Below are 12201 nucleotides of genomic sequence, written 5' to 3'. Positions count from 1 at the left end.
TTTGGAAATTACACACATAAAAATTCGGGCAGGCCGAACGCCGCGTTAAAATGCCCACGGCATGGTCCAGGTTTCGCTAATGACGCGATCCTTGTAATGCAGGAAAGCCCGCAGGTTTGATGTTGGTGTTTCACCCGTCCCGGCCAGATCAAACGTCATCCGCACACCGCCATTCTCCGCATCTTTTTCCACCCGGATATTGCTGACATTGGCATTCGATGCACTGACATCGGCCTTAAGACTGGCAATATCATCCATATAATAATCCAGGTCGCCACCACGGAAATTCAGAATAAAGCGGTGAATACCACCATTATCCTCGTCCCCGCCGGGGATCGGCGCAATACGTGTATCAAGTGCGCGTGCCATCCCGTGCAATTCGCGACCATCGCTCATGGCGGTTAGATCATAGGAAATTTGCAGTTCATCGCCTGCTTTTGGCTTGGTGTCCGGCACCCAGAAGGCAACGATGTTTTCGTTGGTTTCATCGGGCGAGGGAATTTCAACAAGTTCCACATGGCCCTTGCCCCAATCCCCTTTCGGCGTAATCCAGTAACCGGGGCGTTTTTCAAAATGTGCGCCGGCATCCTGATAATGGTCAAAATTGCGATCACGCTGCATCAGGCCAAATCCACGCGGGTTCTGATCCAGAAACGAGCTTATCTGCAAATTTTTGGGGTTATCAAGCGGCCGCCACAACCATTCACCCTGGCCGTTATGAATCAGCAAGCCATCGCTATTATGCACTTCGTTGCGATAATCATCAAAATGGCGGCGTTTTTGCTCGCCAAACAGGAACATGCTGCTAAGTGGGGCAATTCCCAGTTTTTGAATTTGATCGCGGAAAAACAATGTCGCCTTGATCGACGAAACAGTCCGTTCACCCGGGAAAATATCAAATTGATAGGCCCCGGTCACACGCGCACTGTCTAGCAACGCATAAACCGTAACCTTGCCCCAGGGGTCGGTCGGCTGTTCAACCCAAAATTCCCGAAATACCGGAAATTCCTCGCCCGACGGCCCCGCCAGATCAATCGCAAGGGCACGCGCCAACTGGCCGCGCACCTGATCACGGCCCATAACACGGAAATAACTGGCCCCTAAAAAAGATGCCAGTTCTTCATTACTTTTAACCGAGTCGAGCGGATATTTCAGACGGAACCCGGCATAGCCCTGCGCCCCGACATTATTATCGGAAAGGCCCGTATCGGCAAAATCAAACAGACTGGATGAATAGGGAACCGGCTGTGTTTTACCATCCCTGATCAGATTAATGCCAACCGGCACATCATACATATAACCAGGATGATACAGCTCCATCGAAAAACCGGTGGCGGAATCCTTTAAAAATGCCTGATCTGCCTTGAATTTGATTTTGGCATATTGTGCCGCATCCAGATCGGCCAGCGCACCGGGCAATTCACGGTGCGGATTTTCAAATGGCTTTTTCGCCAGTTCACGCGCGCGGTCAATGACCAGGTCCGGACTAAACGGCGGTTTCTGGTCAGCATTGGCCGCCTGGGCATTGTTATCACCGGCCTTCGCCGCATCACCCGTATTAACGGCATCATTTGCAGCATCCGCACCCGGCGTTTGCGCATTTTCGCCTGCGGCAGAACCCTCAGCGCTGGCCCCGCCATCCGTTGCCGGGGCGGATTCGCCATTTCCGGTATCGGTTTTTGGCTCGTCACCACCGGCATTGCCCGTGGCCTGCGCCTGCTCGGCCGTCGGGGAATTATTGGCATTTGCCGTCGCTGCCGCATTATCCGCGGCTGGCGCCTTGCCGGTTCCATCATTAGCCGCGTCTTGCGTCTCGGCCACAGGCACGGCTGATTGTGGTGCCGCGCCATCCGTGCCGCCACTATCGGTGGCAGCTAACGGTTCATTCTTTGCCGGGGCCGGGGCAGCAGCCTGCTTTGTTGCAGCGCCCGCCTTGCTATTTGCGGCCAAACCCGGTTGCGCCCCAAGGCACAACGCGACAATAACAAACGCGGAAACCATCCCCATCCGGGAAACAGAAAAGCCTTTCCGTGCGACACGCTGCTGGTCAACCTGCTGGCAAATTTGCATTTTTTTCACGCCGAAACCTTTGTTTGAATGCCTTGCGGGCTTTTGCACGATGAACGGGGCAGCAATGTGACAGCATGGAACAATCATCAACGACGCCCCCGCCCGGTCGATCTTGCCTGTACGGATTTAGGCCCTGTTTAAGGTCTTGAAAAGCCAGTTTTTCGCATGTTCAACGCAGGGGCGATGGGAATGTTTCCACAAACCGTGCCAGAAGCATGAAAAATCTTTGATTTTTTGAAATTGTGCGTCGCAATAAATTCACCAGAATTATGCCTGCCCGGCATCATCGCCCGGCAAAGTCCTTCTCAAATTCGGTGCAATTTTTGTTGAAAAACAAGGCTTCTATGGGCAGGAAACCGTCGTTTCCCGATTATTACCAGCCCACACATAAAACCGGCCTCCCCAAAACGATGCTTTATTTTGCAAAGCAACAAAACCCTGAATTGCAATTTTGATTCACCGATACAATCGTGTTTGATTTTAACGATCTATACTTGGGTATGGATGCGATTTTAATAAAAAAAACCAATGCGAACCGAGTCCGCACCGTTCTTACACCACCGATTATGCCAAATCCCGAAAGCCGGAACCAATCATCGGGCCGTTGTCTGGCAGGCAAACCTACTTCTTGATACACATAGAAAAATGCACCCGTGGCTATGCAACCGCCCCGATAAACAGGTCTTGCCAGCATAAACATCAATTATGCAAAAATCGGCTTCCCGAATATATGCCTCCCCCTCGCCCTGTATTAAGGTCCGGCAATCGACATACCGCCACGGTTTATTTTCAAATCAGGGGTAACGGAGCAAACTCACCAAACATCCCATGATATGATTTTGCCGGAGGCTGGCCATAGGTACTGTGTTTGCTGGTAGAAAGCTTCAAGGCTGCCATGCCTTCAATCATTTTAATTGCGGCCTGTACCCCGTCAATCACCGGCACACCCAGGTCATTTTTTAAGCGATCCGCAATGTCGGTCATGCCAGCACAGCCCAGTACAATCGCCTCGGCACCGTCGCTTTGCAAACTTTTGCGCGCGGCATCATATAAGGCGGTATAGGCGATTTCGGCCTGCGATCCTTCAAAATCAAGGGTCCGCACCCCGGCTGCACGCACCACACAATCGCGATCCGCGCCATATTTACGCACCAGATGTTCCAGCGGGCGCACAGAAACCGCCATCGGTGTCACAATCGCATAGCGCCCGGCAAGGGCCTGGGCAAAGCGCACCGCCCCTTCACACAGCCCCATCACGGGGGCGGCAGTCAAACATCGGGCGGCATCAACGCCGGTATCGTCAAAACAGGCCACGACATAACCTTCAATCCCGGTGGGGTCGATCTCGCGGATAACCGATAACAGGCCCACGCTGGCAAAGGCTTCGTCATAATAACCTTCGATGCTATCGGGGCCAAAGCGTGGGTTCAGGGCCAGAATTTCGTTATGTGGAAAGGCAATTTTGCAGGCCTGCTCGCGTATTTTATTGGTAAACCCCGCCGACATGTTGGGGTTGATGATGGCTATTTTTGACATCTTAGCGGCCTCACCCTATCGCCTTGCGACGACGCAACAACAAAACCGCCCCAAATGCCAAACCAATGATGACAAAGGAAAATACGGTGGTTAACGTGCCGAGCGCATAAAGAACCGGCGTTGTGACATTTGTGGTCATGCCATAAATTTCCAATGGCAGGGTATTTAGCGAACCAGCCGTCATCAGGGTGCGGGCAAACTCATCGTAAGACAGGGTAAAAGAAAACATCGCCACCCCGATCAGGCTGGGGGCCACCATGGGCAACACCACATGGCGAATGGTTTGCCAGTTTGACGCCCCCAAATCACGCGCCGCTTCCTCGAACGAGGGATCAAACCGGTTAAACACCGCAAACATGATCAAAAGGCCAAACGGGAATGTCCAGGTCAAATGGGCACCAAGGCCGGAACTGTACCAATGCGGCTGGATCTGAAAAATATTGAACAGCAAACCAATGCCCAGCGAGATCAGGATCGAAGGAACGATCAAGCTGGCAATGGCAAGGTAAAAAACAAAGGTGTCACCGCGAAAGCGCCGCCGAAACGCCAGCCCCGCCATAAAGGATACGACAACTGTTACCACCATAACAATTGCGCCAAGTTTTAATGACCGCAGAAAAGACCCGCCAAAATCGCCCACTGCCTGTTGCTGAAACAGGTTTACAAACCAGTGAAACGAAAATCCGTTCATCGGGAATGTCAGCCCGCCATTTTCGCCCTGAAAAGACAGGATAAAAATGGTCAGCATCGGCCCATATAAAAACAGCACAAACAGGGCAAAAAATGCGGCAAGGATATAAAAGGCCGTGGGCCGTTTTTCGCGGGTTCTGACCATGTTAAAGCTCCTTGCGAATATCGACGAGGCGCAAAAGGGCGGTGACGATCAGCAAAACCGTAATCAGCAACACAACCGCACTGGCCGCTGCCGCCGGATATTGCAACAGCCCGATCTCATTGGAAATTTGTAACCCGACCGAGGCACTTTGCCCGCCGCTCATCAGCCGCACAGTAATGAAATCGCCCATCACCACCGTAATGACGAAAATGGAGCCAATGGCGATGCCCGGTTTGGAAAGCGGTACAATAATATGACGCAGCGTTGCCCAGCCACTGGCACCGTTATCGCGGGCCGCCTCGATCAATGACCGGTCAATGCGCATCATCGAATTGAAAATCGGCACCACCATGAACAGCGTGTATAAATGCACGTCGGCCAGCACCACCGCGAAATCGGAAAACAGCAAAAACTCAAGTGGTTCGTGAATAATGCCGGTCCCCATCAAGGCCTGATTAAGCAAGCCATTGCGTCCCAAAAACGGGATCCACGAAATCATGCGGATGATGTTTGAGGTCCAGAACGGGATGGTGCACACCATAAATAAAATGATCTGCCAGGTTAAACTGCGCACATGAAAGGCCAGAAAATAGGCCACGGTAAAACCGATACCCAGGGTAAAGGCCCAGGTCAGGGCGGCGTATTTGAACGTATTTAAATAGATTTGCCAGGTCACTGACGATCCCAGCAAGTAGCTGTAATTCTCAAAAATGAAATCGGGCAGGATGCGGTATTCATCGTAATCCCAGAAACTGACCACAACGATGGTCAGCAATGGAATGACCAGAAAAATGGCAAACACCAGCGCCATAGGCGTGATCAGAAAATAGGAACCGCGTTTGGAATTGGGTGCTGACATGCCATCCCGCCAAAATCAGAAATCGTGAAAAAGGTTCGCCGTCATGGGCGAAGTCCGGGCCGCCCTGGCAGCGACCCGGCTCAAATTTTCATCGCATCAGGCAGCGATAAATTCGTTCCATTTACGAACCATGTGCTTGTTTTCATCCATAACGGAATTCCAGCACGCCACATGGCCCATACGTTCTTCATAGGAACCGCCATCGCGTACGGCACCGGCTTTTTCCATAACCTTGCCTTCGGGGCTCATAATGTCGCCCTGCGCTTCCTTGCCTTCCATCCAGTATCCCCATTCATCATCGGACATGAATTTTTGGGCGGTTGCAGGGGCTGCACTGTAATACCCCTGACGGTTAAGATACGCCCCAACCCAGCCCGACAGATACCAGTTGATATATTCATAGGCCGCTTCCAGCTCGAGGCCCGACAGGTGCTTGGCCAAACCAATGCCGCCACCCCATGCCCGATAACCTTCCTTAAGCGGCTGATATTTGCATTCGATGCCTTTGGACCGCACCGCGGCAATCGCGGGGGACCACATCGACTGGATCACAACTTCGCCCGACGCCATCAGATTGACCGACTCATCAAAGCTTTTCCAGAATGCGCGGAACTGCCCGGCCCGTTTGGCTTCAATCATCAGGGCAATGGTTTTATTGATTTCTTCCTGGGTCATGTTGCCCTTGTCGCCATAGGTGATTGCACCCATTGCCTCGGAAACCATGGCCGCATCCATAATGCCAATCGCCGGAATATTCAGGATTGATGCCTTGCCTTTAAATTCCGGGTTCAGCAATTCGGCCCAGCTATTGATCGGGCGCCCAATCAGATCGGGGCGAATACCCAGGGTATCTGCATTGTAAATCGTCGGAATCAGCGTCATCCACTGGGTCGGGGCGCTGGCAAAATCGGTGCTGTCCGGGCCTTCGACAAAACCAACCTTGTGCGGGGCTGTGCCCTGGGCAATTTTGGAATCAGGCGTCAGCTTGCCGGTAATGAACAGCGGCGAGATTTTGTCGTAATTCTTGATCTTGGCAACGTCCATCGGCTGAAGCGTGCCGGCCGGGAAAACCTTTTTGCAAATCCAGTATTCAATATCGGCAATATCAAATGAATTGGGCTGGGTGACGGCGCGCTGGGCCACCGCATCGGAATCAAGGGCCGTCATTTGCAGGGTGAAACCCAGATCTTCCTTCACCTTGTCGGCAACGGCATTGATGTTGGAAACCCCGGTGCCAAACTGGCGCAAGGTCACATTTTTAATGTTCTGCGCCCAGATGGTGGGGAAACCTGTAATGGCTCCCGAACCAATCGCAACACCGGCCGTGGCCGCAGCCCCTTTAAGGAAACCGCGACGGGTAACATCCTTGCCTGGAAGAATGGACTTCAATTTGCTTTTTTCGGTCGTCATGTGAAGCTCCTGATAAAACGATGTTTTTTTGATTTCAGGCCAGAACATGTGCGTGTTCGGGTTCCCAATAGGCGATAAACTTTTCCTTCCTGCGCACAGGCGCACGCCGAAATTCGCTTTCGGTCTTCATAAGGGTGATGTCCTTGCCATCTACCGTGGTGGCAACGATCCGCACCCAAAGTCCCAAATATTCCACTGTGGTGATTTCAACCGGAATCTGGCTTTGCCCTGCCCCGGCGGGAATTTCCTGCGCCAGACCAATCAGGTCGGTACGAATGGTAAATTCCAGATCTTCGCCCGTCTTCGCATCCCCGTGAACCGGCAATACAAACTGGTCAGGGCCGCGCTCGATAATCGTAGTTGTGGCATCGGCCCGGGCGACCTTGCCTTTAAAAATGTTCTGCCCACCCATAAAATTGGCAATAAAGCGCGATTTGGGCCGGTTGAAAATTTCCTCCGGGCGACCCTTTTGGCGGATCACCCCGTCCTCCATCACCACCACCATGTCCGACAGGGCCAGGGCTTCGTCCTGGGCGTGAGTGACATGAACAAAGGTAATGCCCAAATCCTGTTGCAGGCGGCGCAATTCATCACGCATCCGGGCGCGCAAAAACGGGTCCAGCGCCGACAAAGGTTCATCAAGCAGCAAAACTTCGGGCTGGGTGATCAGGGCGCGAGCGAGCGCAATGCGCTGTTGCTGCCCACCCGAAAGCTGGTCGGGCTTGCGATCTGCAAATTTTTCCATATGGACACGGGCCAGCATTTCGGTCGCACGTTCGGCCCGCTCCGCCGGGGAGACACCCTGCATACGCAGGCCGAACGCGACATTTTCAGCACAGCTCATGTGCGGAAACAGCGCGTAGTTCTGAAACATCATTGCCGTGCCACGTTTAACCGGTGGCAATTCCGTAACGTTGCGCTGTCCGATCAGCAGATCCCCCTCGCTGATCGCCTCGTGACCGGCTATCATGCGAAGGGTTGTTGTCTTGCCGCAGCCCGATGGACCGATCAGACAGCAATAAGCGCCAGCCGGAATTTTGAGATCGATCGATTTGACTGCGATTGTACTGCCGTAATATTTACTGACAGCGATCAGCTCAATGGCCCCGTTACCCGTCATCCGCCCACCCGATACTGCATGCAAAATTGTCAACAATCTGTGTTTTTATTGTTAGCAAATGCTGTGCCACATCAAAAATAACGCGCAAAAGCGTCATTTCAGATCTTATAGGTTGAGGTTTTCGGGGCCACCTCGCGAATAAATGCTAATTTTATACGCAACGAATGAACAGTTTTTAGACAATTTTTATAATATGCATATTTTTTAGACTTATTTGACAATAAGCTGGCCGTTGGACAGTTTTTTGTTATGCAAATCGTCAACAATTTTGTAAAAACTAAAGATCACACCTTCTCGCCCCCATCAGGAAAGACCCGCCCCATGGCCCACCCCGCCGAGCCCCAACGCTTCACCGGCAGCGGAAAATTACGGCCGGAAGAACAGATTTATCAGGAAATGCTGGGTGCCATCCTTGATCGCCGTCTGGAACCGGGCATGAAGCTGATCGAGGAAGACCTTGCCAAAACCTTTGGCGTCAGCCGGGCGCGTATTCGTGCCGCCTTTTTACAATTGGCCCACGACAAACTGATCAATCTGGTGCCCAATCGCGGCGCGTTTGTTTCCGAACCGACTATTGCCGAAGCCATCGAGGTTTTTTCCGCCCGCCGCATGATCGAAGATGGCGTGGTGCGCAAAGTCACCGCGCATATGAACGACGATCAGGCCGAACAAATCCGCGCTCACCTGCAAGCCGAACACAAAGCCCACCACGAGGGCGATCACCGTGCGGCCATCATTTTGTCCGGTGAATTTCACCTGTTACTGGCCCGCCTTGCCAATAATCTGGTGATCGAGGAATTTTTGGAACGGCTGATTTTGCGAAGCTCGTTGATCATTGCGATGTATGAAAGTCCACAACCCGCCGATTGTTCGCATGATGACCATGACGAACTGTTGCGCGCCCTGACCGGCAGCAACCCCGACGAAGCCGCATCCTGCATGGCAAAGCATCTTGATAATATCCGTGACCGCCTGCAACTGCATCGCGAAAAACCCGGCAAAACCGATTTCGCCAGCATCTTTGGCCGCCATCTCAGCAGCAAGGCAGGTTAAAACGTTTTTGGGCTACTGCCCCCTTGCCTTGCATCAATCCGCCCCGGCAAAAAAAAAGGGCCGGATGCCAAAGCACCCCGCCCCGTTACTTTTCGACCGCAAAGCCGACAGAAATAATATCGCCCGATCCTATCGGACCTTAAAAACCAACGGCACAACCATCCTTGCGCGGGTCGGACCCGGCGACATAGCCGGCATCGGTTTTGGCAATCAGCTGCGCCCCGCCAAAGCCGAAATTGGTTTGATCGGGCGTTTCGACCAAAATGTTATGGCCCTTGGCGCGCAAGGCTTTGATCGTTTCATCCCCCAAAACATGCTCGACGGCCACATCCAGCCCGGAAACGGCCTGCCAGCGCGGAGCATCGGCGGCGGTTTGCGGGTCCTGCCCCCAAAGCTGGGTGCGCAGGGTCATTTGCAAATGCCCCTGGGCCTGCATCGGCCCGCCCATGACGCCAAAGCTCATGACCGGATTGCCATCCTTGCCCATCAAAAAGGCCGGAATAATGGTTTGGAACGGGCGTTTGCCACCGGCAACCAGGTTGGGATGACCGGGCTGCAACGAAAAGCCATGCCCCCGGTTTTGCAAGCTAATCGAAGTACCCGGCACCACAACGCCGGAGCCAAAACCCAGATAATTCGACTGAATAAACGACACCATCATGCCGTTTTCATCCGCCGCCGTGACATAAACCGTCCCGCCATGTTCGGGTGCCCCGGCCTTAAAATCCTGTGCGCGCGCCGGGTCAATCAAGGCCGCCCGCGATGCCAGATATTTATCTGACAGCAAATGTTCCACCGTCACATCGCGCATATGGTCCAGATCGGCGACATAAGTGTGCAAATCGGCAAAGGCCAGTTTCATGGCCTCAATTTCCAGATGCAGCGCCTCGGGGTCATCGGGGCTATATTGGTCAATCTGGCAATGGCGCAAAATCCCCAAGGCCATCAGCGCCGAAATGCCCTGCCCGTTGGGCGGAATTTCATGCAGGGCGACATCGCCAAATTCCTGGCTGATGGTGCCACACCAATCCGCCTTATGATTGGCAAGGTCTTCTTCATTCAGGGCCGCGCCATGCTGGCGGGCGAAATCGGCAATTTTTTTTGCCAATCGCCCCTTATAAAAACTATCCCCACCGGTCTGGGCAATATCGCGCAGGCTTTCGGCCATCGCCGGGTTAACAAACAACTCGCCTGCTTTGGGGGTACGGCCGCCGGGCATAAAGGCTTCGGCAAAGCCGGGTTTGTCATGCAACACTTTTGCGCCATTGGCCCAAAGCTGGGCAATGATGGGCGATACGGCAAAGCCCCGGCTGGCATATTCGATGGCGGGTTCAAACAGTTTCTCAAACGGCAATTTGCCAAATTTATCCGATATCGCCCGCCACGCAGATACCGCACCGGGCACCGTGACAGCCTCCCACCCCCGTTGCGGCATTTTTTCCTGCCCGGCAAACCGTTCGGGCGACCACGCCGCCGGGGCACGGCCCGATGCATTCAAGCCATGAATTTCCGTGCCATCCCAAATAATGGCATAGGCATCCGACCCCAAACCATTGCCGGTTGGCTCTACCACCGGCAAGGCGATAGCGGCGGCCAGGGCCGCATCGGCGGCATTACCGCCCTGGGCCAGCATCCGCAAACCGGCCTGTGCCGCCAGTGGTTGCGATGTCGAAACGATATTGCGCGCCATCACCGGTGACCGGCGCGAGGCATAAAGCCCTTCGGTGGTAAATTTCATGGGTTTAATTCCTCCTCGCGGCACTCAGACGAGCGCATCTTTGTTTCCATTGCCCTTTTTATGGGCTTTCCAGATCGACCGGATGCTCAAAATAACCGACAAAACCGCCGCTGCCAAAAACAGGGCAGAAATCGGCCGGGTAAAAAACACCGTCCAGTCGCCATCACTCATTAACGCACGGCGCAAATTGGTTTCGGCAATCGGGCCAAGAATGACCCCCAAAACCAGCGGGGCCAGCGGATAATCCAGACATTTCAAAATGTAGCCCACCAACCCGATCGCGCCGAGCAGATAAAGATCGCCCATGCGGTTATTCAGGGCAAAAGCCCCGATCACGCAGCAGATCATCACGGTTGGCACAATGAACTGTTTGGGAATATCGGTAACCCGCAAAAACAGCCGCATCGAGGCCACACACACCACCAGCATCATAAAGCTGGCAACGGTGAGCGCGATAAACATGCCATAAACCAGATCGGCATGATCCAGAATCAGCCTGGGGCCAACACTAATGCCATGCACCATCAGGGATGCCATTAAAATGGCATCCACTGCCGATCCGGGAATGCCCAGCGAAATCAGCGGGATCAACCCGCCCCCTGCCGTGGCCGAATTACCTGCCTCGGAGGCCACAACCCCATCGGCAATCCCCTGACCGAATTTTTCCGGCGTTTTGGAACTGCGTTTCGCCTGATCATAGGCCAGCAAATTGGCAATCGAGCCCCCGGCACCGGGCAACGCCCCAATCACAACCCCGACCAGCGATGATCGGATCAAATTAACCGGGCGCATCAAAACTTCGCGCATCACTTCCCAGGTTTTGAAATCGATGCTTTTGGGAATCAGCGCATGATTGACCTTTTTGCCGTGCATTTCGACCTCGTCCAGAAGCTGGCTGATGGCGAAAATGCCAATCAGCACCACCAGAAACGGCAGGCCCGGTGCCAGCAAATCCATATCAAAGGTCAGGCGCGGGCGGCCCATCATCGGGTCCGGCCCGATGGTAGCAAGGCCCAGGCCAATCACCCCGGCAATCAGGCCGCGGATCAGCGAATTACCCACCAGACTGGCGACAATGGTTAAGGCAAAAACGATCAGCGAAAAATATTCCCACGGGCCTAGGCGCACCGCCACAACCGCCAACGGCGGGGCGGCAACAATCAGCACCAGTGTGGAAATAATGGTGCCGAAAAACGATGCCCACACCCCCAGCGACAAGGCGCGGCCCGGCTCGCCATTGCGCGCCATGGGAAAGGCATCAAAGGTGGTGGCAACCGAACTCGGGGTGCCGGGAATACCTAACAAAGCCGCACTGATCAGGCCGCCGGTATAGCCCCCGACATAAACCGACAACATCACCGAAATGCCCTGAAGGGGTTCCATGGCAAAGGTCAGCGGCAAGGTCAGGATAATGGCCATCGTCACGGTAAAACCGGGGATCGCGGCGGCAACAATACCCGCCACCGACCCGATCAACATATAAATCAGGGTATCAAAGGCAAAAACCTGATGCGCGCCCTGAAAAAAAGCATCCAACATATGTCTGAACTTTCAGCAGTATGTGACGGCGCTGTATCGCT

At 53.8% G+C, this 12201-nt stretch carries 9 protein-coding genes; 1 reads left to right on the top strand and 8 read right to left on the bottom strand.

What is annotated here, in order from left to right:
* Positions 1 to 45 precede the first annotated feature (45 nt).
* From J4E05_RS11130 to J4E05_RS11105, 6 genes are all read right to left on the bottom strand, one after another.
* Complete coding sequence (locus J4E05_RS11130; RefSeq protein ID WP_349597548.1) at positions 46 to 2070, bottom strand: OpgD/OpgG family glucan biosynthesis protein; 2025 nt, start codon at positions 2068 to 2070, stop codon at positions 46 to 48.
* Positions 2071 to 2859: 789 nt separating this feature from the next.
* The gene (locus tag J4E05_RS11125; RefSeq protein ID WP_349595453.1) at positions 2860 to 3606 is read right to left on the bottom strand and encodes an aspartate/glutamate racemase family protein; all 747 of its coding nucleotides are present in this window, start codon (positions 3604 to 3606) and stop codon (positions 2860 to 2862) included.
* 10 nt (positions 3607 to 3616) lie between these two features.
* Positions 3617 to 4441, bottom strand: coding sequence for an ABC transporter permease (locus tag J4E05_RS11120; RefSeq protein WP_085590086.1), 825 nt, complete (start codon positions 4439 to 4441; stop codon positions 3617 to 3619).
* Between the two features lies 1 nt (position 4442).
* Positions 4443 to 5300 carry an ABC transporter permease gene (locus J4E05_RS11115; protein ID WP_085590088.1) on the bottom strand — a complete coding sequence of 286 codons (858 nt, stop codon included), beginning with the start codon at positions 5298 to 5300 and terminating at the stop codon, positions 4443 to 4445.
* Positions 5301 to 5396: 96 nt separating this feature from the next.
* Positions 5397 to 6710 (bottom strand): ABC transporter substrate-binding protein, encoded by a 1314-nt coding sequence (locus tag J4E05_RS11110; protein ID WP_349595449.1) that lies wholly within the window; start codon positions 6708 to 6710, stop codon positions 5397 to 5399.
* 34 nt (positions 6711 to 6744) lie between these two features.
* A complete protein-coding gene (locus J4E05_RS11105) occupies positions 6745 to 7830 on the bottom strand; it encodes an ABC transporter ATP-binding protein (RefSeq protein ID WP_349595446.1) in 1086 nt (361 codons plus the stop codon).
* A 321-nt stretch (positions 7831 to 8151) separates the two neighbouring features.
* Between J4E05_RS11105 and J4E05_RS11100 the strand changes: the two genes are divergently transcribed.
* The gene (locus tag J4E05_RS11100; protein ID WP_349595443.1) at positions 8152 to 8883 is read left to right on the top strand and encodes a GntR family transcriptional regulator; all 732 of its coding nucleotides are present in this window, start codon (positions 8152 to 8154) and stop codon (positions 8881 to 8883) included.
* Between the two features lie 139 nt (positions 8884 to 9022).
* On the opposite strand, the gene J4E05_RS11095 is transcribed toward J4E05_RS11100, so the two are convergent.
* Entirely contained in the window at positions 9023 to 10621 is a 1599-nt protein-coding gene (locus tag J4E05_RS11095) for a gamma-glutamyltransferase family protein (RefSeq protein ID WP_349595440.1), read from the bottom strand.
* A 24-nt stretch (positions 10622 to 10645) separates the two neighbouring features.
* Positions 10646 to 12160, bottom strand: coding sequence for a tripartite tricarboxylate transporter permease (locus tag J4E05_RS11090; RefSeq protein ID WP_349595437.1), 1515 nt, complete (start codon positions 12158 to 12160; stop codon positions 10646 to 10648).
* Between the last annotated feature and the right edge of the window lie 41 nt (positions 12161 to 12201).

Source organism: Thalassospira sp. NFXS8 (assembly GCF_040148805.1).
In the GTDB taxonomy this organism is placed as follows: domain Bacteria; phylum Pseudomonadota; class Alphaproteobacteria; order Rhodospirillales; family Thalassospiraceae; genus Thalassospira.
This window is presented reverse-complemented; position numbering and strand designations above follow the sequence as displayed.

Excerpts from the sequence above, each read along its gene's own strand:
- J4E05_RS11130 (WP_349597548.1), bottom strand. The coding sequence starts at position 2,070 with ATGCAAATTTGCCAGCAGGTTGACCAGCAGCGTGTCGCACGGAAAGGC.
- J4E05_RS11125 (WP_349595453.1), bottom strand. The coding sequence starts at position 3,606 with ATGTCAAAAATAGCCATCATCAACCCCAACATGTCGGCGGGGTTTACC.
- J4E05_RS11120 (WP_085590086.1), bottom strand. The coding sequence starts at position 4,441 with ATGGTCAGAACCCGCGAAAAACGGCCCACGGCCTTTTATATCCTTGCC.
- J4E05_RS11115 (WP_085590088.1), bottom strand. The coding sequence starts at position 5,300 with ATGTCAGCACCCAATTCCAAACGCGGTTCCTATTTTCTGATCACGCCT.
- J4E05_RS11110 (WP_349595449.1), bottom strand. The coding sequence starts at position 6,710 with ATGACGACCGAAAAAAGCAAATTGAAGTCCATTCTTCCAGGCAAGGAT.
- J4E05_RS11105 (WP_349595446.1), bottom strand. The coding sequence starts at position 7,830 with ATGACGGGTAACGGGGCCATTGAGCTGATCGCTGTCAGTAAATATTAC.
- J4E05_RS11100 (WP_349595443.1), top strand. The coding sequence starts at position 8,152 with ATGGCCCACCCCGCCGAGCCCCAACGCTTCACCGGCAGCGGAAAATTA.
- J4E05_RS11095 (WP_349595440.1), bottom strand. The coding sequence starts at position 10,621 with ATGAAATTTACCACCGAAGGGCTTTATGCCTCGCGCCGGTCACCGGTG.
- J4E05_RS11090 (WP_349595437.1), bottom strand. The coding sequence starts at position 12,160 with ATGTTGGATGCTTTTTTTCAGGGCGCGCATCAGGTTTTTGCCTTTGAT.